At 37.7% G+C, this 19,389-nt stretch carries 20 protein-coding genes; 6 read left to right on the top strand and 14 right to left on the bottom strand.

The annotated features are described in order from the left end of the window. Positions 1-8: 8 nt before the first annotated feature. A complete protein-coding gene (gene ggt, locus FHG08_RS11550; RefSeq protein ID WP_178956087.1) occupies positions 9-1,787 on the bottom strand; it encodes a gamma-glutamyltransferase in 1,779 nt (592 codons plus the stop codon). 95 nt (positions 1,788-1,882) lie between these two features. Here ggt and rrtA point away from each other — a divergent pair, with 95 nt between their 5' ends. Beyond that, complete coding sequence (gene rrtA / locus FHG08_RS11555; protein ID WP_178956088.1) at positions 1,883-2,470, top strand: rhombosortase; 588 nt, start codon at positions 1,883-1,885, stop codon at positions 2,468-2,470. 42 nt (positions 2,471-2,512) lie between these two features. On the opposite strand, the gene FHG08_RS11560 is transcribed toward rrtA, so the two are convergent. From FHG08_RS11560 to FHG08_RS11590, 7 genes are all read right to left on the bottom strand, one after another. Beyond that, the gene (locus FHG08_RS11560; RefSeq protein WP_178956089.1) at positions 2,513-5,014 is read right to left on the bottom strand and encodes a prolyl oligopeptidase family serine peptidase; all 2,502 of its coding nucleotides are present in this window, start codon (positions 5,012-5,014) and stop codon (positions 2,513-2,515) included. A gap of 105 nt (positions 5,015-5,119) precedes the next feature. Further along, a complete protein-coding gene (locus tag FHG08_RS11565) occupies positions 5,120-6,289 on the bottom strand; it encodes an endonuclease/exonuclease/phosphatase family protein (RefSeq protein ID WP_178956090.1) in 1,170 nt (389 codons plus the stop codon). Continuing rightward, positions 6,289-7,218: a YeiH family protein gene (locus tag FHG08_RS11570; protein ID WP_138607334.1), complete on the bottom strand. Its 930-nt coding sequence runs from the start codon at positions 7,216-7,218 to the stop codon at positions 6,289-6,291. Before FHG08_RS11570 ends, FHG08_RS11565 begins: the two co-directional genes overlap by 1 nt. 4 nt (positions 7,219-7,222) lie before the next feature. After that, complete coding sequence (locus FHG08_RS11575) at positions 7,223-7,447, bottom strand: DUF2798 domain-containing protein (RefSeq protein WP_075169227.1); 225 nt, start codon at positions 7,445-7,447, stop codon at positions 7,223-7,225. A 64-nt stretch (positions 7,448-7,511) separates the two neighbouring features. Continuing rightward, positions 7,512-8,654: a 5-(carboxyamino)imidazole ribonucleotide synthase gene (locus FHG08_RS11580; RefSeq protein WP_178956091.1), complete on the bottom strand. Its 1,143-nt coding sequence runs from the start codon at positions 8,652-8,654 to the stop codon at positions 7,512-7,514. 2 nt (positions 8,655-8,656) lie between these two features. Then, entirely contained in the window at positions 8,657-9,139 is a 483-nt protein-coding gene (gene purE / locus FHG08_RS11585; protein ID WP_008114610.1) for a 5-(carboxyamino)imidazole ribonucleotide mutase, read from the bottom strand. A gap of 153 nt (positions 9,140-9,292) precedes the next feature. Then, a complete protein-coding gene (locus FHG08_RS11590) occupies positions 9,293-10,879 on the bottom strand; it encodes an ABC-F family ATPase (protein ID WP_138607347.1) in 1,587 nt (528 codons plus the stop codon). Between the two features lie 613 nt (positions 10,880-11,492). Here FHG08_RS11590 and FHG08_RS11595 point away from each other — a divergent pair. Next, positions 11,493-12,701 carry a porin gene (locus FHG08_RS11595; protein WP_138607340.1) on the top strand — a complete coding sequence of 403 codons (1,209 nt, stop codon included), beginning with the start codon at positions 11,493-11,495 and terminating at the stop codon, positions 12,699-12,701. 97 nt (positions 12,702-12,798) lie between these two features. Here FHG08_RS11595 and FHG08_RS11600 read toward each other — a convergent pair whose 3' ends face one another. After that, a complete protein-coding gene (locus tag FHG08_RS11600) occupies positions 12,799-12,981 on the bottom strand; it encodes a hypothetical protein (protein ID WP_138606183.1) in 183 nt (60 codons plus the stop codon). Positions 12,982-13,092: 111 nt separating this feature from the next. Between FHG08_RS11600 and FHG08_RS11605 the strand changes: the two genes are divergently transcribed. Continuing rightward, positions 13,093-13,614, top strand: a complete 522-nt coding sequence (locus FHG08_RS11605; RefSeq protein ID WP_178956092.1) for a TetR/AcrR family transcriptional regulator — start codon at positions 13,093-13,095, stop codon at positions 13,612-13,614. 367 nt (positions 13,615-13,981) lie between these two features. Here the strand turns inward: FHG08_RS11605 and FHG08_RS11610 are convergent, their stop codons facing one another. Then, positions 13,982-14,878 carry an alpha/beta hydrolase gene (locus FHG08_RS11610; RefSeq protein WP_138594951.1) on the bottom strand — a complete coding sequence of 299 codons (897 nt, stop codon included), beginning with the start codon at positions 14,876-14,878 and terminating at the stop codon, positions 13,982-13,984. After that, positions 14,875-15,384: a GNAT family N-acetyltransferase gene (locus FHG08_RS11615; protein WP_054200947.1), complete on the bottom strand. Its 510-nt coding sequence runs from the start codon at positions 15,382-15,384 to the stop codon at positions 14,875-14,877. Before FHG08_RS11615 ends, FHG08_RS11610 begins: the two co-directional genes overlap by 4 nt. A gap of 99 nt (positions 15,385-15,483) precedes the next feature. Here FHG08_RS11615 and FHG08_RS11620 point away from each other — a divergent pair, with 99 nt between their 5' ends. Continuing rightward, positions 15,484-15,687, top strand: coding sequence for a hypothetical protein (locus tag FHG08_RS11620; protein ID WP_010390026.1), 204 nt, complete (start codon positions 15,484-15,486; stop codon positions 15,685-15,687). 502 nt (positions 15,688-16,189) lie between these two features. On the opposite strand, the gene FHG08_RS11625 is transcribed toward FHG08_RS11620, so the two are convergent. Together FHG08_RS11625 and FHG08_RS11630 are read right to left on the bottom strand one after the other, a co-directional pair. Then, the gene (locus FHG08_RS11625) at positions 16,190-16,384 is read right to left on the bottom strand and encodes a CPXCG motif-containing cysteine-rich protein (protein WP_054200950.1); all 195 of its coding nucleotides are present in this window, start codon (positions 16,382-16,384) and stop codon (positions 16,190-16,192) included. A 92-nt stretch (positions 16,385-16,476) separates the two neighbouring features. Then, complete coding sequence (locus FHG08_RS11630) at positions 16,477-17,076, bottom strand: MepB family protein (protein WP_178956093.1); 600 nt, start codon at positions 17,074-17,076, stop codon at positions 16,477-16,479. Positions 17,077-17,199: 123 nt separating this feature from the next. Between FHG08_RS11630 and msrA the strand changes: the two genes are divergently transcribed. Further along, positions 17,200-17,796 (top strand): peptide-methionine (S)-S-oxide reductase MsrA, encoded by a 597-nt coding sequence (gene msrA / locus FHG08_RS11635; protein ID WP_178956094.1) that lies wholly within the window; start codon positions 17,200-17,202, stop codon positions 17,794-17,796. A 101-nt stretch (positions 17,797-17,897) separates the two neighbouring features. Here the strand turns inward: msrA and FHG08_RS11640 are convergent, their stop codons facing one another. Next, the gene (locus FHG08_RS11640; protein WP_171039595.1) at positions 17,898-18,062 is read right to left on the bottom strand and encodes a hypothetical protein; all 165 of its coding nucleotides are present in this window, start codon (positions 18,060-18,062) and stop codon (positions 17,898-17,900) included. A gap of 395 nt (positions 18,063-18,457) precedes the next feature. On the opposite strand from FHG08_RS11640, the gene FHG08_RS11645 reads away from it, so the two are divergent. Then, positions 18,458-19,339 carry a LysR family transcriptional regulator gene (locus FHG08_RS11645; protein WP_138606173.1) on the top strand — a complete coding sequence of 294 codons (882 nt, stop codon included), beginning with the start codon at positions 18,458-18,460 and terminating at the stop codon, positions 19,337-19,339. Positions 19,340-19,389 lie beyond the last annotated feature (50 nt).

Here is a 19,389-nt window from a genome sequence, read left to right on the forward strand (position 1 = left end):
TACATGTTTTAAAATTTAAATGAGGCTTTATTATTACTTAAATCAGATAACGCCATCCCTTCTCTGCGCGGATCGGCGGCGCCATACAAGCGGTTGTTTTTAACTTCTACCGCATGCAGCCCTGAGTTTAAGTCAATGACACGCACATCATGGCCGCGCTTTTTAAGCTTAGGTACAAGCGCTTCAAGTTCAGTACCTTTTTCAAGGCTAGTATAATCATTACGATTAGTTGTACGCGGTAAATTAATGGCCTGTTGTGCATTTAAATCCCAATCTAAAACGCCAATAACAACTTGCGCTACATAATCAATAATACGACTCCCACCAGGAGAACCCACTACTAAACGTAAACTGCCATCTTGGTTAAAAACCATCACCGGAGACATTGAGCTGCGCGGACGTTTATGTGCTTCGACCCTGTTAGCCACCAATTTGCCATTTTTACGTGGCGAAAGTGAAAAATCAGTCAGCTGATTATTTAAAATATAACCATTAACCATCACTGTTGAGCCAAACGCCATTTCAATAGAGCTGGTCATTGAAACAGCGTTTCCTTTGCTATCCACAATTGATACATGCGAGGTAGAGGGCAGCTCAAAAGAATCATCGTTTGCATAGCTTAAGTGATCAACAGGGTTACCTGGCAATGCTTTTTGATCTTTTTCAGTAATTAATTTCGCGCGGGTGGCAATATAGTCTTTATTTAATAATTCTTGAGTAGGTACTTGGGTAAAGTCAGGATCGCCAATATATTTATTACGATCGGCAAACGCAATACGTGACGCTTGGCTAAAGTAATGAATTGCCTCGGCGCTATTGGCTTTAATATTTGCCATGTTTTTGTGTTCAAGCAAGCCTAAAATTTGTAGTACTGAGATACCGCCACTACTAGGCGGCGCCATCGAGCACACATTATACACTCGATATTTTATACAAACGGGTGCACGCTCTTTACTGCTGTAATTAGCAAGATCTTGCTCAGATAATTTACCAGGCGCAATTTTTGACTGCTGTACTGCTTTTACCATAGCTTTGGCATTATCGCCTTTATAAAACGCATCTATCCCTTTTGAAGCAATGTCTTTATATAAATTAGCTAATGGCTGATTTTTTTTAATACTGCCGACTTCAATTACTTTGCCATTAGGAAAAAAATACTCATTAATCACCGGCATACTCATTACGCCTGGGTTTAATTGTCTAACCAGTAAACCATGTAACCGAGGCGATACTTCAAACCCTTGTTCAGCAAGTTTAATCGCAGGTTCAAATAAGCTAGCCCAAGGTAAAGAACCGTACTGTTTATGGGCGCTGGCAAATGCATGTAAAATACCGGGTACGCCTACAGAGCGTCCACCTACAACCGCTTCAATCCATTTTACTGCGTTGCCGTGTTTATTTAAAAACAGGTTTTCATCGGCATTACTCGGCGCGGTTTCACGGCCATCAAAGCTGGTGAGTTTATTATTCGCTTTATTGTAATACATCATAAAGGTACCACCGCCAATACCTGATGATTGCGGCTCAACTAATGTAAGTACTAATTGGGTGGCAATAGCGGCATCAACCGCACTGCCGCCTTGCGCTAAAATGGCTTTACCAGCTTGTGAAGCATACGGGTTAGCGGCGGCTACCATGTACTTATCGCCAGCCACTAATTTCTTATGTACAACACCTGTGGCCGCTTCAGGTTCACGTGTTTCAATTGTGCTAGCGTTTTGTGCAAACAAAGGAAAAGACAAGGCACTTAGAGTCAGTGCGAATAAACAGTTGAGCTTAAAATTCATAATCACTTAATAAACTTAAATTGCATGGAAGATAATTGGCATCTTAAAGTTAAACAGGCACAATATGCAAAAATAAATATAAAAATGATCGCTAAATGCTTAATTTACCTCTTCAGCCGCGCTATGTTTTCCCTCCCTTATGTTTAATCGTATTAAGTACGTTCTTAGCATGGCTGGGGATAAACAACGAACTTGAATTTAATCGTCAACTGATTGAACAAGGCCAACTGTGGCGTTTGTTTACCAGCCAATTTGTACACGCCAATTGGGTGCACTTAGGGCTGAATTGTGCCGGTATAGCGCTTATTTGGTTATTGCATGGTGAGTATACTTCGCCAAGCAGATATAGTTTTAATATTGCCACATTGGCTATGTGGTGTGGCTTAGGTGTTTTTTGGTTTTGTCCCGCAATTACAATTTACACAGGGCTTAGTGCCCTATTGCATGGCGTGATCATTTGGGGAGCCATAAAAGATGTCACTGTTGGACTTAAATCAGGTTATGTGTTGTTTATTGGTGTTTGGGTAAAATTAATTGCAGAGCAAATAAATGGCCCTAGTGCTGATATAGGCGCATTGATCAACTCAACGGTGGCCGTTGATGCTCATTTAATTGGCGCGATTGGCGGCGCATTGTTGGGCGTTCCTTTAATTATTAAATTAATCAGCAAAAATAAAGAATAAAAAAACGCCACATTGTGGCGTTTTTTACTAATTTACCGCTATTTATAGTGTTTCTTTAAACAACTTATAAATACGACGGTATTCGTCTAACCAGCTCGAAGGCTGCACAAAACCATGCGGCTCTACTGGGAAGATTGCTGTTTCAAAGTTTTCTTTCTCAAGTTCTATTAAACGCTGCACTAAACGCACTGAATCTTGAAAGAACACATTATCATCAACCATAGGCGCATTAATTAATAAATGCTTTTTAAGCCCTTCAGCATAGTAAATAGGTGAACTACGCTCATAAGCTATTGGGTCAACATCTGGGTGATTCAAAATGTTAGCGGTATAGCCTGTGTTGTAATGTGCCCAATCAGTCACAGGGCGAAGCGCCGCTCCTGATTGAAACAAATCTGGCGCGGTAAATAACGCCATAAAGGTCATAAATCCACCGTATGAGCCACCATAAGTACCTACCGCTTGGGTATCAACGTTGGCATTTTCAGCCATCCATTTTACGCCGTCAGCTAAATCTTGTGTTTCAGGTGTTCCCATTTGACGGTAAATAGCAGTACGCCAATCACGGCCATAACCTTTAGAAGCACGGTAATCCATATCCATCACTACGTAACCTTCATCGGCAAGTAATGAATGAAACATAAATTCGCGAAAGTAACCAGACCAACCCATGTGTGAATTTTGCAGGTAACCGGCACCGTGGTTAAAAATAACCGCTTTACGGTTTTTACCTGTTTCACCTTCTTGGTAATCAGCCGGGTAATAAACTTTGGCGTATATTGGCTGATCTGTATGGCTTGAAGGCACAGCAACAATTTTAGGCGCCGTGAGTTTTTTAGCTAAGAACGCGTCAGATACCGTGTTAGTTAAACGAGTTGCGGTTGTGTTTGCTTTAGCCTCAGCCACATAAAGCTCAGTGGGTATAGTGATTTTAGAGTGTCTTAATAATAACTTAGACTGATCAGGGCTTAAGGTGTAATCCGTCATGCCGTTTAAGTCTGTTACTTGCTCGCTATCACCTGTTTGTAGATTAACGCGGTATATTTCGTAAAGGCCTGGATGCTCAATATTCGCTTTATAGTAAATAGCGCTATTGTCATCAGTAAGGGTTAAATTAGATACTTCAAATTTACCCATGGTAAGCGCAGTGGCTTTACCATCAAGTGGCTTTTTATAAAGTTGACTATAGCCCGACTCTTCTGATAAGTAATACAAGGTAGTGGAATTATTTAACCAACCAAAGTCGTTAAAGGCATAAGCAATCCACGCATCGTCATGTAAACGATGTTGAGACACAAGTTTGTTATTTTCAAAATCTACAGTGGCTAACCAACGATCTTTGTTATCCCATGCTTCAAGCATAATCGCTACTTGGCTACCATCATCGTTCCAGCTGATGGGTGATTGATTCCAACCCCAATCTGAAATAACGTTTATACCACGAGGTTGTTTTTTAGATTTATAGGTTTTACCTTCACGGGCGAAGTTTTCTTTTTTAACCTCAGCAAGTACATCTTCATCAAAACCAGGTAAAGTATTGAACCCTAATGTGGTTTGGCTTTGATCTGCAAGGTTAATATAAACAAGCTCAGAAGTTTGCTCTTTAGAATCAGCTACGCGGCGGCGAACTTTTTTAGGCTCTATCGTCGCATCATCAGTGATGTAATTAGGCATAATATCGCCTTCACCACGCCATGAGCTTTTTTCTTGTACGACTACAATTAACGCATCGCCATTTGGAGAAAGCTCTGCTTCATCAACCGTGTTGCCATCGCCTAAATAATAATGAGTGTTAGCAATTGAGCTGTTATTAGCTTTTACTTGCTCTTTACGCTCATGCTTATCTTGTTTATTTTTGTGCTGCAGTGCAATGTAATCAATAAGCTTATGTTGCTCTTTGGCAATATAAGTTGATGGTTCTTTTACGCCTTGTGGTTTGTCAGCGAGTTTTAAATTGGCTATTTCGCGGGTTAAACCTGTGGTTAAATCCACTTTGAAAAAGATATTACCCTGACGATACGCTAAGTTACCATCGTTTAAAAACTGTGGTTTTGACTCAGTAGCAGAGCTTTGCGTAATTTGTTTAATTACGCCTGACTTTACGTTTTTGATAAATACGTTACCCTCAAACACATAAGCTTGAAGTGATTTATCGTTAGAAAAAACAGCTTTACTTGAACCAACACGGTGTAATTTTTCTAGTGCCACTTGCTCTGCTGTTTGTGAGTTTACAGCTTGAGTGAATAAATCTCTTAGCTCACTACCTTGCTGCTTACGCGCATAAATAATGGTACTTGAATCTGCACTCCAAAATGCGCTTTGCGGTTGGCGTCCAATCCAATCAGGGTGAGCCATCGCTTGTTCAAGGGTAATTTTTGAATCGCCCAAATCTGCGGGCGTGTTAACAACACTAGCAACGGTGGTATTTGTTTGAATAGATGAGTCAGTAGAAGTTGTAGCGGTTGCTGTACAACCCGCTAACATAACACTTGATGCAACAGCGATTGCAACAAGTGTTTTAGAAGATGAGAATTTAAAAATCATAGTGCTTCTTGACGGTTATTATAATTAACCATATTTAAGCAGAAGCACCTTTATAATTGCAATTATTTAAGATAAACAACGCTGATATCGGGGTGAGTAACCCGTTTATTCAACCGTTAAATCAAGCCAGACTAATCGGTGGTCGCTTGATGCATTTCTATCTTTAATTAAACGATATAATTCGCTTTGTTTTTTCGGCCAAAAAACTCCACCATCTTTTATGGTTAAGCCATAATTTGAAGGGAGTACGTAATCAACGCGTGCTTGCCAATTAGCGGTATAGTTTTTAGCATAAGCTTGCGGGTATTGCTCTTTTGCGCCCTCACTGGTTGGAATAAAACCGGCGTTAATCAATGGGCTTTTAAGTATTTGGTCAGTAGTATTAGTACGCTTTTTATCACCTTCAGGTGCGGCATTTAGATCACCTAAAATCACAAATCGCGATTTTGCTGCAAGCCCACCCTTTTTACCATTATCATCATAAAGGTAACTTTCGTTATTAACGTAATCGGCAATAAGCCTAATTTCATCATGGTTACGAATGCCATTTCTGTCTTCATCGCCATCAAACACAGGCGGTGTTGGATGCGACGCTAACATATGGACTACTTTATCGTTTACTTTTACGGGTATATCCCAAAAAGATTTAGAGCTTAAACGTAAAGCATTCCACTCTTCATCGTTATACCAATTGGTATTGGTTTTTGGGTCAACTGGCATTTTTACATTAGGTAAATCTTTGTGCTTGAAGGTTTGTAATGTTCTGATGTTGTCAAAATCAATCGGGTAGCGAGATAAAAACGCCATTGCGTAATGGCCTTCAAAAAAACCAAAGCCCTGTGCATCACCCATTACCCCAGTTTTTTTGCCGTTATTGTCTAAGTCAAACTCAGTTGCTAAGCCGGTATTAACGGGGGCAATGTAAACGTATGGGTAATCAATTGCTGCTTGATTATTTTGCCCTACATTTAAGTAGTGGCTTTTAAAATACTCAATACCTTGCTCTTTTGGAATGTAGTCAAACTCATTGAGTAGTACTACATCTGGGCGGACGCGCTGGATTATTTCAGCAATATTTTTAATTTGCTGGTGGTTTGAACGCAGTGCATTTACCAGTGCATCACTTTTTACTTGTTCATTTTTAGCGGTGTAATTAGTGGCATCCATACTGACATTAAAGGTTGCTACGCGTAGCGATTCAGCCAATACAGGGCTGCTAGAAAAAACAGCAAATAACACACTACTGATTGCTGTAATACTAAGATTACGTTTCATTATATGAATCCATCTATAATTAATAATAAAATTGTGCTGCTGACTATAACCCACAAAGTAATTGCCATCAAAAATGGCTTTATACCTGCTTGCTTAAGAACCGATAGTGACAAACCACTGCCAATTAAAAACAGTGTAACCACTAATAATTGCTTAGCTGCACTATTAATAAGTTCCCATGTGGATGAAAACGACGGCATATAAGTATTTATTAATGCGGCTAATAAAAAGCCCACAATAAATAAAGGAATACTTGCCTTTTCATCAGAGCGCATAAACACTCCCGCAACCGCTGTATAAGGAATAATCCACATCGCACGGGTCAATTTCACCGTAGTGGCAATACTCAGTGCCACAGCACCATAAGTAGCCGATGCCCCTACTACGCTGCTAGTATCGTGAATGGCTAATGCGGCCCACAAACCAAATTGCTGTTGGGTTAACTCAAAATAATGCCCAATTGCGGGAAATAATAATAATCCCACGCCATTAAGTAAAAATACAATCCCTAAGGCAACAGCGACTTCGTGATCTTTAGCTTTTATAACCGGTGCCATAGCGGCAATGGCGCTGCCACCGCAAATAGCGGTACCAAATGAAATTAGCACGCCTGTATTACGATTAAGCTTAAAAACTTGGGTTAAAATCTCTCCAAACCCGATTATGGCAGTAATACTAACAATTGTTAATACTAAAGAGCTGCGTCCTACCTCAATTACTTCATTAAAATCAACAGCAAAGCCTAAGCCCACAACGGCAAGCTTAAGCATCACTTTACTGGCCTGTTGAGAAAGCTCACTAAACGGGTTGCCTAAGGTAATAGCAAATATAGCGCCTAAAACCAATGCACTTCCAGCACCTAAAAAAGGAGTCATACACAAAGCGAGTAAGAGTATAAATATTGGCTTATGCAATTTAGTGATAATCATCACTTTAAGGCCGAATAAGTTTATTTGTCAGTTTATGTACGACGGGAGCAACAAATATAACTGTAGGAAAAGCAATGCAAAAGGCAAATAACCAGGCTTTAAGCCATATAGCTACAATATTTTCGACCATTCCTACATTAAAAATTGAAATAACAAACGACATAAAGCCTGACATGAAAAGTGCCATAAAAAAAGCGAACACAATAGTACGAAACTTTGGGTGGATCATTGAAAAGAAACCTTTAGAAGGTAAAGCGATAAATTGAATTCAACTTACCGCTTGATTTTTTAACTTATAATAGCGATTTGCTAGTAGCTAATACGCCTGGGTAATCCTGCTCTGGCAAGCATGATGTAAGTTCAGCTAGGCGGTTACCTAATTGCTGTAAACTCTCACCCGAAACATTAATATGCCCCATTTTACGACCGGGCTTAACGCCTTTACCATACCAGTGACTGGTTACATCCGCCGTTTTTAAAACATCAGCAGGGATATGTGCTTGGCCTAATACATTGATCATAGCAGTAGGTTGCTTAATTTGCGTATTACCCAAAGGTAACCCTGCAACAGCACGCATATGGTTTTCAAATTGCGAGCAGTGAGCACCTTGCTGTGTCCAGTGTCCTGAGTTATGCACTCGAGGAGCTATTTCGTTAACTAATAACGTACCCTGTACATCAAAAAACTCTATGGCCAATACACCTACATAATTAAGCTCATTTGCAATACGGGTAAATGCTGAGGTTGCTTGGCTCTCTACTAAGCTATTATCTTTACCGGCTAGTGAAAGCGTTAATACACCATTGGTATGTTGGTTTTCAGTAAGTGGATAAATTGCAACGTTACCCTCTTTGTCGCGCGCGCCAATAATAGAGACTTCACGATCAAACGGGATCATTTTCTCAGCAATAATTGAATGAGGTGCATGCTCTGTACCTGAGGCAATAAAGTCAGCCATTTCAGCCCAAATAGTGTCTATTTCATCATCAGATTTTAAACGCCATTGGCCTTTGCCGTCATACCCAGCTTGGCAGGTTTTTATAACTAACGGCTTACCTAATATTTTAGCTGCTTGTTCAAGATGCGCTTTTTCAGTAATAAGTTGGTATGGTGCACAAGCTACTTCGGTTTTATCTAACAAGGCTTTTTCAAGCGAACGGTCACCACCGGTTTTTATTGCTTGTTTACCTGGATAAAACTTATTGCTATTGCAGCAAAGCGTTAATACATCATCGGGAATATGCTCAAACTCAGCGGTAATCGCATCTGCATCATTGATAGCTTGCTCAAGTGTGGTTGAATACACTTGGTTGGTTAGCGGGTGCACAATTTTTTGGCTGCCAACATCATAAGCAATCACATTTAAATTAAGCGGTGCGCCAGCAAGGCTCATCATTCGCGCAAGCTGCCCAGCACCTAAAATTAATATAGTCATTATTACTCTGCAGGATTTGGGTTAGCTAGAATAGTGTCGGTTTGCTCTTTACGAAACGCTTCAATTTTGGCGAAAATTTCAGGATTTTGACAGCCTAATATTTGTGCAGCCAATAAACCAGCATTAGCTGCACCTGGCTCACCAATAGCCAAAGTGCCTACAGCAACGCCCTTAGGCATCTGGCAAATAGACAATAATGAATCAACACCATTTAATGCTTTTGACTTAACTGGAACGCCTAAAACTGGCAATGATGTAAACGCTGCAGCCATACCCGGTAAGTGAGCCGCCCCACCTGCGCCTGCAATAATTACTTTAATGCCACGCTCGCTTGCTGAACTTGCATAATCAGCAAGTAATTGAGGAGTGCGGTGAGCAGAAACCACTTTAGTTTCATAAGCAATGCCAAATTTTTCTAGCATCAACGCAGCGTGTTCCATGGTTGGCCAATCTGATTTAGAACCCATAATAATGCCAACAGTCATAAATACTCCTCAGTAATGTATTTTAAAAATAGCGGACTTATGTCCGGTTTTATGGCGGGTATTATATACTTAAATACCGCAGTAATGCGACCAGCAGGCAATAAAAAAGCCATGTTAAACATGGCTTTTTTTAAATGCTGAAAATACTTGCTGTTATGCTTCTTTACTCGCCAAGTATTCGCTGTAGTTTCCTCTAAAGTCGATAATTTTACCGTCTTTAATTTCCCAAATACGGGTAGCAACTGATGATACAAACTGACGGTCGTGTGACACAAACATCAAAGTACCTTCATACGCTTCAAGTGCTAAGTTAAGCGCTTCTATAGATTCCATATCCATGTGGTTAGTCGGCTCATCCATTAATAAGATATTTGGTTTATGCATCATGATTTTACCAAACAGCATACGACCTTGCTCACCACCTGAGATAACTTTTACAGATTTTTTAATATCGTTTTGTGAAAACAACATACGACCTAAGAAGCTGCGAACAACTTGCTCGTCATCGCCCTCTTGCTGCCATTGTTCCATCCACTCAAATAAGTTCATGTCTTTTTCAAACTCATCGGCATGGTCTTGCGCATAATAGCCAATATTAGCATTTTCAGACCATTTAAACTCACCGCTTTTAGGCGCTAAACGCCCTGCTAAGGTGTTTAGTAGTGTTGTTTTACCGACACCATTCTCACCAATAATAGCAATGCGTTCACCTACTTCAACTAGGCCTTCTAAACCTGAAAATAAAGTTTCTTCAAAGCCTTGCGATAAGCTAGTCATTTCAAGCGCGTTACGGAATAACTGCTTTTCTTGTTCAAAACGGATAAATGGCGACTGACGTGACGAAGCTTTCACTTCATCTAATTGAATTTTATCAATACGTTTTGCACGTGAAGTTGCTTGCTTTGCTTTTGAAGCATTAGCAGAAAAGCGCGATACAAACTGTTGTAGTTCAGCTATTTGGCTTTTCTTTTTGGCGTTTTCACTCAATAAACGCTCGCGAGCTTGGGTCGCTGCAAACATATATTCATCGTAGTTACCCGGGTAAATACGTAATTCACCGTAGTCAATATCGGCCATATGCGTACATACTGAGTTTAAAAAATGACGGTCATGCGAGATGATAATCATAGTACAGTCACGTTGATTTAGAACATCTTCTAACCACTTAATTGTGTAAATGTCCAAGTTATTGGTAGGCTCATCAAGCAACATGATATCAGGCTCTGAAAACAATACTTGCGCTAATAGCACACGAAGTTTAAAACCTGGTGCGATTTCAGACATAGGACCGTAATGTTGTTCAGTAGCAATACCAACGCCCAGTAATAGCTCACCCGCTTTAGACTCAGCAGAATAGCCGTCCATTTCAGCAAACTCAGTTTCAAGGTCGGCTACCTTCATGCCATCCTCTTCACTCATCTCTGGTAGGCTATAAATACGATCGCGTTCTTGTTTTATATCCCAAAGTTCTTTGTGACCCATTATTACAGTGTCGATCACAGAGTATTCTTCGTAAGCGAACTGATCTTGATTTAGTTTAGCAACACGCTCATTAGGATCTGTGCTTACATTACCCGATGATGGTTCAAGTTCACCGCTTAGAATCTTCATAAACGTTGATTTACCACAGCCATTGGCGCCAATTAAACCATAGCGGTTTGATTCACCAAATTTAGCTGAGATATTTTCAAATAATGGTTTAGCACCAAATTGCATGGTGATGTTAGCTGTACTAATAATAGCGCTACCCTCCAAGGGAGACTGAAGTATTTAAATTGCGCGCAGTTTAAACCAAATCAGCGTTTTTTTCTATGAAAGTTTATAGCATACCCTAAAGTAAACAGTGGCTATTTTTTTGCTAAATAAGGATTGGAATAGCCACAGTGGTAGACCGTGTTAAAGTAAAAAAAGCTATGTAAAGTTCACTATTATTCTGTAAATGCGGTAAAAAAATGTTTAATAAAAAAACAATTACAGTCATTGCTAATAAATAAAATTTAACGTGCTAAAACGCTATTTGGTCGCATTTTACTTTTATTAACATTTAATACGGCTATATTAACGTTTTTTATAGTATTAGAGTTTTAGCTCTACCTATGCCGATAGTAGCAACTATGAAAAAAACTCAACACTTTCTCTCCTGCATTTAAGCCTAATGTCTTATTCCAAAATTAAATAGCAGTTTATACGGCTACAAAATAAAAACAGTATTAACTTAAAGTGAACAAGCAGCGCATTTCGTATTAATTATCGTTGATAATTTTTCACTTTTGAGCCTTTTATTGCTTTGCTAGTCTGCACGACTTCGAATTTAGTAATTATAAAAACGTCTTTTTTAGGCAAGGCACACACAATGAAAATAAAATTAGTATCGCTCGCGATTGCAGGTGTTTTAACAACACCGAGTGTTTCAGCAATCGAAGTATTTAAGGATGAAAAAAATACAGTCGCAATTGGCGGTTATATAGATGCGCGAGTAATTAATACTCAAGGTCAAAATGAAGTGGTTAATGGTGCCTCACGAATTAATTTTGATTTTAAACGCCAACTAAAGAATGGCTGGGAAGCAATGGCTTTAGTTGAATGGGGTGTAAACCCTGTTGGCAGTAGCGATATTGTATACAACAACCGTTTTGAATCGATTCAAGACGAATTTTTGTATAACCGGTTAGGCTATGCTGGTTTAAAACACGATAAATACGGCCAAATTACTATTGGTAAACAATGGGGTGCGTGGTTTGACGTAGTATATGCAACTAACTACAGCTATGTTTGGGATGGCAACGCCGCAGGTGTCTATACCTACAACAAAGACGATGGTGCTGTAAATGGTACTGGTCGTGGCGATAAAACATTGCAATACCGTAATAGTTACAGTGATTTTGATTTTAGTGTGCAAACTCAGTTAAAAAACAGCGCTTTTTATACCTGTGATGTAAGTGATATTACAGAATCACAATGCCGGGCTAATTTTGAGTCAGGCGATACTGCTGCGCAACAAGTTGAATTTAACTATACATTTGGCGGTGCAGTAACCTATAACGTGACTAATAAGCTAAAACTGACCGCGGGTATTAACCGCGGCGAGTTTGAATTAACTTATGGCGACGGAACAACCCGCTCTGTTGACGATTTAATTTATGGTGCAGGTGTTATTTGGGGCAATATTGATGCGCCAGGTTTATATGTAGCCGCTAATATCAACAAAAACGAAAACCACGACACAGATAACATTGGTCGCTTAATTGAAGATGCAATTGGTATTGAAACGTTCGTATCGTATCGTTTTGAAAACGACTTTAGACCATTTATTGCCTACAACTTGTTTGATGCAGGTGATGACTACGTAATTCAACCAAACTTTAACGCCGATCCTAATGATGTTTTTAAACGTCAGTTTGCAGTTATGGGTGTTCATTATTTAATTGATGAAAACACCCAGCTGTATCTAGAAGCACGAAAAGATTTTGGTGATTTTGAAAGTGATAATAAACAGCAGCAAGCACAAATGGAACAATCGGAAGATGACGGTATTGCTTTTGGTTTTAGATACGTTCTTTAATGGCCTGTTAAGCTTTCAAGTTTAAATTTGCAAAGTTAAACTGACTAAAGCCCTGCAAAATAGCAGGGCTTTTTTATTGTTCTTGCAGAAGGTTTAACTACTTTTTCTTAAATGCTTTTTTTAACGCACGTGTTCCCTCTTGTGGCCCTAAAATAAGCCACAAAAAGGTAACCCCACCTGGGACTAAAACGGCTTTTAGGATTGGGCCGAGAATAAAAGAATAAAAATAAATAAGTGGAATAAAAAGTACATAACCAATAACACGTTTGATAAACTCCATGTATCACCTTTTGATTAATTGAGCATGCTCATAAATTTAATTGAGCGCGCTCAATCAATCAAGTGCTGATTTAAGCTCAACATCCAACAAAATTATAAAGCATTGAATACTATGAGTAAAAAAGAAAAAACACGGGATAAAGTTTTAGCTTCAGCATGGGAGCTTTTCTTACTACAAGGTTATGACCACACATCGACAAGAGAAATTGCTGTTGCAGCTAATGTGGCAGTTGGTACTGTGTTTAGTCATTTTGAAAATAAAATTGATCTGCTTATGGCAGGTATGCAGCAACAAATTAAAGTTATTATCGAGCAAGCAAAGCAATCAGATACTCAGCGCCCTCCTCGATTGAAATTACGCCACTACGCTCACCCTCTATATTCCTTTTATTGTGAAAACAGTGAATTTAGTAAATTACTAATTAGCGACATTATTTGGCGTGCTGATTTTTTTAAAGCACAAATGGATGAATTTAAAAAACTGCTATTTAGTGAACAACCAGATTTTGATGAAACAAAAGCAAGTGTGATGATGGACTGCTATTTTATGACCCTGATCACAGGCTTAAACGACGAGATACCAAATGCAGAAGCCATGCTGAGACAACTGAGCAACAAAATTGCATTGTTGTAACGTCAATTATAAAAAGCTGGAGTTTAAGTCTGTGTATTACTGAACCATTGATGGAAAACCCGATGTTAGCTGCAATTAAAATGTCTAACTTAGAACATCTAAACAATTACATTGTTGCTTTGTTTAATTTGGTTTTCCTGTTCCTACACAACTCACTTAATAAAACGCGTAGATATAAGTTAAAAAAAACGCCCAATACACGCCAACAATTTCCCCCCTCCCTGATTATATTTTTAAAAAATTCACCTATTGCTAAGACTTGTTTTAAATTAAACAAAGTATGATGTGTTCTTTAGAGTGGATGCTCCACCAGCAGTAAAGCAATAAAAATCAATGCAAACTATATTTAATTGATCACCGTCATTAATTAATCAGAAGGCGTGTTAATTTGCGAGCTCAAGAACGCCGTATAATTTAACAGTGCTTTATCGACACTCAGTGCAGGGTTTTGATTATGTTCAGCATTACTATTAATTGTACTTCCCCACTTAAGCCAGTCGTTTGGATGTTTTGCTAAACTAGTAACTAAATTATTGTATGCACCTAACATTAAAGAGTGCTCTGCCCCACCGACAGTGATATATAAAAATGTCGGTTGTTTTATACAATTTATATTTGTTTTTAAAAATGCATCAAACCGCTTAGTCACTGTCATATCGTCATACCAAGCGGCTGGGCTAAATGCAAAGTAACCATTGAATAACTTTGGTTTAGTATGCAGCGTGTATAAAGTAAAGCTGCCCCCAGCTGAAAATCCGGTCAAAATTCGATTTTCAGTTAATGTGTAGTTGGCCTCTAAATAAGTAAGTAACTCTTGCTCTAGAAAAGCTAAAAACAAATCAGCTTTACCAAAAATTTCAGGCGAACTTTCATGTTTAGGTCGAGGATTTGTATTAACGTCCTTCCTTGCATAAGGTGGCACAAGATCACGATTTCTAGTATCAGTAAAAAACTGATTTGGTATAGCAACTAAAATAGCCTCATTTAATGTACTTTCATGATTTAATGCTTTTAAGGCTTTATCCCAATTAGCTAGATTAAAATTACCATCTGTTTTTATAATAAGTGGATACGCTTTATTTTTGTCAAAACTATCGGGTAACCTTATAAATACTTTTCGTGACTCTTTAAGCACTTTCGAATCTAGGGTTACATCAACAAACTCTGAAACATCATTTTGATAATAGCTAAATCCAGTTATTGCAAGCCCAAATACACTAGCCGTAAGCAACATATTTAAAATAATCGCTTTTTTAATTCTCATGCGCCATCCATTTTAGTTAATTGCTTATGCCATACACCGTTATTAAGTTGCTGGTTAAATACAAAGCCAAGCTTAGTGAGTAAGTTATAACAGCGTACATTTTTACCATGAATTTCTGCGTATAGATGTTCAATGTTTAAAGAGCGATGTATCTCACTGACAAAACCTTTAAGTACTTCATGCATTAAGCCTTGTTGCCAATAAAAAGGATCAAGCTCAAAGCCCAAATAAGCAGTTTTAGTTTGGTTATTAATGTTATACAAACCACAAGTACCAATTAAGTCGCCAGACATATTATGTTCAATCGCAAGCCGAACACCTTCCCCTTGATAATAACTCGATATATCATCTTGAATTAATTGCTTAACATGCTCTTTATTTAGCGGCGTTTTATAATCGTTAAACTCATAAACGAGGGGATTATTTAAAATTGTTAATAGCGCTGCGCCATGTTTGTGGGTAATTAAACGCAAGGTAACGCGGGGTAATTTTATCGTTTTAAACATGCCTATGCCAAATAAAGTAAACGCGCTTTAAATAGCACTTTATAGAACGTCATTATTAACTTACCATATCGTATTCACAAGCATTAATTAAGATAAACTATGAGCGACAATTTTAAAGTAATACAGCCAACTACTACTGTTTACTGCCCAAAACGTGGTGAAGGTTGGACCCTTACCGGCATTACTAATATTGATGAGTTCACATCGGTTATGTTTGATGGCGTACGTTACACCTTACCAGCGAGAGAAATTGTGGAGGAGTTGCTGCCTAACCAATTAGCGCGTGAACAGCAGCAAAGCTAGTCAAGTTGGATGTTATCTTAAGGCTGAAAGTATTTACAGCCTTCTGACTATTATCGCCCAAGTTTTCATTAAAACTAGAACCACTCATTTGCTAATCAATTACTATTCCTTTTTTTTAATTTCCAAATCATCTTTTACACTTAACTGGTGTTGTCCAGGTATTAAGATCATGATTATTATAGCAACAGAAATTAACAAAATTACTCTTAGTAGAGCTGAAGTTATAAAACCTTCTAGCATAATAACTAAAAAAACTAGCGGTACCGCGAAAAATACGCCTAAGTAGCGGTGACGATTTGTGAATTCATATAATGAGCCACATCGAATACATCTATTACGAGTCGACATTAAAGATAGAATAAACCACGATAATGAAATTTTAGCATGGCATTTAAAACACTTTGGTAACATATACAACCAATATTATTAAGAAAAATTAAAGTTACTGAATTTTCAGCTTAGATTTGTGTAAAAGTTCGGTTCACCAACTTTCACTAAAAATTCAAAACGCCTCATCTTCACTGTATACATTTACATTAAGTTCATCGTTATCTTCAAATACGACAAACGAAATAGGCCTGCAACACACTTGGCAGTCTTCTATGTATTGCTCATCAATATCAGCCACATCAATTAATACTTCTATAGATTCGCCACAGTAAGGGCAACTAATTGACTTTTCGGTTAACTGGTTCATATCTTACCTACTATTCGTATGACTGTATGATCTCACTTTAGTAAATAACCCTATATAAAACAATGCTGGTAAAGTGACTTAATAATTCAAATTTAAACAGCATTAGCTAAAATTTTGTTTAACTTAATTAAATCAACTAAGCCATATTGGTCCTGCTGTAAAAAATAATCACATTGCCAACGCTGTGTGCTTTTAGCTGCGTTACTAAATACGCCTGAACCACTCAGAGCCCTACTTTCACTCCAAGGTGGAAACACCCTAAAAGCGGTTTTTCCCTTACGGTTCGTACCTGTAACTATGCCTTTTTTAACTAACAACTCAACCGGAAATATAAATAAACCACTTTGTAAATTTGCTACTTGGTTGTTACTAGAGGTTAATCCATCACTTGAAACCGCCACTAATAAGTAGTCAAACTCATTGGTAAAAGGAATTGGCTTAGAATTACTACAATCCGCTGGGCGTTTCCATAGTGCTAAAAAAGCACCTGGTCTGTCTGGTGTAACTTTAGCTTTTCTGTAAATTATTCGATTATGGTTTATAGTGAATGCATACCCATGGTACTGAGCATTTTGATTATGAGGTATTAACTCATCAGCGTTTGGAAGTTTATACTCTGAGGAAACAAAGTTGTTTTGTAGAACGACTAGCAATTCATCATGCAAATTATCAGTCGTCATTAAACTTTTCATACATAGCATCCGTTTTATATAAAGTAAGTTCAACCCCCCCAGCCACATTGTAATGAAAGAGTTTTTAAAGTTAGCGGGTCTTACTATACAAGTATTTATTCATAACTACAGGTGATAAATTTTATGAAACACACATTAGCGCTAGCATTAACCTCTGTGGGGCTTTTGTTTAGCTCATTAACGTACGCTAAAACCGAACAAGCTATTTTAGCAGGAGGCTGTTTTTGGTGTATGGAAAGTGACTTTGAAAAACTCGAAGGTGTAACCGATGTGATCTCAGGTTTTACTGGCGGTGAAATTAAAAATCCTACTTACAATGGTAATCATCGCGGCCATTACGAAGCCGTTCTGGTTACCTACAACACTGACGTATTAAGCTATCAAGATATTTTAAACCATTACTGGGTTAACATTGATCCTTTTGACGCCAAAGGTCAGTTTTGTGATAAAGGCCCAAGCTACCGTAGCGCAATTTTTGTAGCTAATGAGCAACAACGAAAGCTAGCTCAAAAATCTAAACAAGCTGTTATTAGTGAGTTTACTAAGCAAACAGTGATAACCCCTATTCTTGATGCGAAAACCTTTTACCCGATAAAGGGCAAAGAAAGTTATCATCAAGATTACTATAAAAATAACCCTATTCGTTATAATACCTATCGCTGGCGCTGTGGCCGTGATAGCCGCCTAGAAGACATTTGGGGCGATAGAGTTACCCATTAAGTTTATTAAACCAAAAAGGCTGTAAAAAATGCAGCCTTTTTATTTATTCCCTTATCTCGCTAACTAAAAAAATTAATTTTTCAAGACGGTTAAATAGCTTTCTACAATGACGATTTCTTTTTTATAGGAAATACCATAAACGCCATTTCAAAAACAAAGCCCGCAATAATAAAAATAAATAAGCCAGTAGTGCTACCATACGAATAACACGTAATAGCGGCAATAATTAATGCAGCTAAAATCAACCATTTTATAAATATATTCATCTTTAATACCTTCGGTTCTGTTGATTTATCATGGCAAATTCCATTTAGGTAATCAGATCCTATGCATCATGATTATTCACCAAAAAAGTGTGTCTAGCGTAATTACTAGCTTATTGTTTGTCTATTAAAACGTTATAGTAAAATGTTACGGATTGTTTCTACTGAGTTTTTATTTTCAAAAACGCGCTATTTGTAGAATCTTTAATTACTAATACCTCAAGTAAGTACACCTTCGCTCACAATAATTTATTAAACATTCTAATACAAAGGTAAAATTTTTGTTGCCACAAAAGGGACTAATGGGTACTTTAAATAAATGATTAGTTTTATGAATCTAACCAATAATTAAGTACTAAATACGATTTTATACCTCAAATTTATACAGGAGATTTACCTTGCTTGATATCATCGCGCTTTTTATAAAAGTAAATGATTACAAAACATTTAATGAAGCGTCAGTAAAGTTAAATATTCCTTTGCCCACCTTACAAAGAAAAATAAAAAAACTTGAAGAAGACTTATCTTTAGCGTTGTTTTATCGTGAAAAAGGAAGTTTGCGATTAACTGAGCCTGGAAAAAGCTTTTATAGCCATTGCTTAGCTCACGTAGAGGGTTTACAAAGTACGCTGTGCAATTTTAAGAACTCTAGTGAAAATGAAGTGAGTAAAATTAAATTAATAGCGCCGCAAAACTTTATAAAGAGCGTGTACTTCTCAGGCGTTATAAATCAATTCACCCTACTTTATCCAAATATTAAGATTCATATGATGCTATCAGATGAACGTCTTGATTTAAAAGCCACCGAGTTTGATTTAGCTATTAGAATTGGAAAATTAGATAGCTCACAAAATATATGTAAAGTCATTAACCAAATGAGCTTTGTTTTAGCTTGCTCATCGAGTTTAATTAAGCAATATGGTATGCCAAGTAATTTTAACGATTTGGCTGAACTCCCCCACATATCGTGCTCGCCATTCGAAAATTGGTCTTTTAAAGCAAATAAAAATGAGAAGGTTATTTTTAAACCTCAACCTAACTTTATTTCTAACGATATAGAAATGTGTGCCTTAGCTGCTATTGAAGGAAGAGGTGTTTATTATGGCCCAAAATATTGTTTATTACCTTATATAAAAGATGAAAGCTTGGTTGAAGTATTAACACAGTACACACCCGTTAAGCGAGATGTAAACCTAATATGGCCTGATAAACTAATCCCAAAAAGTACACGCTATCTAATCGATTTTTTAGAGTACTCTCTCAAGGGGATAAAAATGTAGCTACAACAGCACTATTGCCTTAATGATTTTTTGTAATATTTAAGCAACTA

The sequence above is a fragment of the Pseudoalteromonas sp. Scap03 genome (assembly GCF_013393115.1).
Taxonomy (GTDB): domain Bacteria; phylum Pseudomonadota; class Gammaproteobacteria; order Enterobacterales; family Alteromonadaceae; genus Pseudoalteromonas.

Bases quoted from the DNA above. Each gene is read 5' to 3' on its own strand.
- ggt (WP_178956087.1), bottom strand. From the start codon at position 1,787: ATGAATTTTAAGCTCAACTGTTTATTCGCACTGACTCTAAGTGCCTTG.
- rrtA (WP_178956088.1), top strand. From the start codon at position 1,883: ATGCTTAATTTACCTCTTCAGCCGCGCTATGTTTTCCCTCCCTTATGT.
- FHG08_RS11560 (WP_178956089.1), bottom strand. From the start codon at position 5,014: ATGATTTTTAAATTCTCATCTTCTAAAACACTTGTTGCAATCGCTGTT.
- FHG08_RS11565 (WP_178956090.1), bottom strand. From the start codon at position 6,289: ATGAAACGTAATCTTAGTATTACAGCAATCAGTAGTGTGTTATTTGCT.
- FHG08_RS11570 (WP_138607334.1), bottom strand. From the start codon at position 7,218: ATGATTATCACTAAATTGCATAAGCCAATATTTATACTCTTACTCGCT.
- FHG08_RS11575 (WP_075169227.1), bottom strand. From the start codon at position 7,447: ATGATCCACCCAAAGTTTCGTACTATTGTGTTCGCTTTTTTTATGGCA.
- FHG08_RS11580 (WP_178956091.1), bottom strand. From the start codon at position 8,654: ATGACTATATTAATTTTAGGTGCTGGGCAGCTTGCGCGAATGATGAGC.
- purE (WP_008114610.1), bottom strand. From the start codon at position 9,139: ATGACTGTTGGCATTATTATGGGTTCTAAATCAGATTGGCCAACCATG.
- FHG08_RS11595 (WP_138607340.1), top strand. From the start codon at position 11,493: ATGAAAATAAAATTAGTATCGCTCGCGATTGCAGGTGTTTTAACAACA.
- FHG08_RS11600 (WP_138606183.1), bottom strand. From the start codon at position 12,981: ATGGAGTTTATCAAACGTGTTATTGGTTATGTACTTTTTATTCCACTT.
- FHG08_RS11605 (WP_178956092.1), top strand. From the start codon at position 13,093: ATGAGTAAAAAAGAAAAAACACGGGATAAAGTTTTAGCTTCAGCATGG.
- FHG08_RS11610 (WP_138594951.1), bottom strand. From the start codon at position 14,878: ATGAGAATTAAAAAAGCGATTATTTTAAATATGTTGCTTACGGCTAGT.
- FHG08_RS11615 (WP_054200947.1), bottom strand. From the start codon at position 15,384: ATGTTTAAAACGATAAAATTACCCCGCGTTACCTTGCGTTTAATTACC.
- FHG08_RS11620 (WP_010390026.1), top strand. From the start codon at position 15,484: ATGAGCGACAATTTTAAAGTAATACAGCCAACTACTACTGTTTACTGC.
- FHG08_RS11625 (WP_054200950.1), bottom strand. From the start codon at position 16,384: ATGAACCAGTTAACCGAAAAGTCAATTAGTTGCCCTTACTGTGGCGAA.
- FHG08_RS11630 (WP_178956093.1), bottom strand. From the start codon at position 17,076: ATGAAAAGTTTAATGACGACTGATAATTTGCATGATGAATTGCTAGTC.
- msrA (WP_178956094.1), top strand. From the start codon at position 17,200: ATGAAACACACATTAGCGCTAGCATTAACCTCTGTGGGGCTTTTGTTT.
- FHG08_RS11640 (WP_171039595.1), bottom strand. From the start codon at position 18,062: ATGAATATATTTATAAAATGGTTGATTTTAGCTGCATTAATTATTGCC.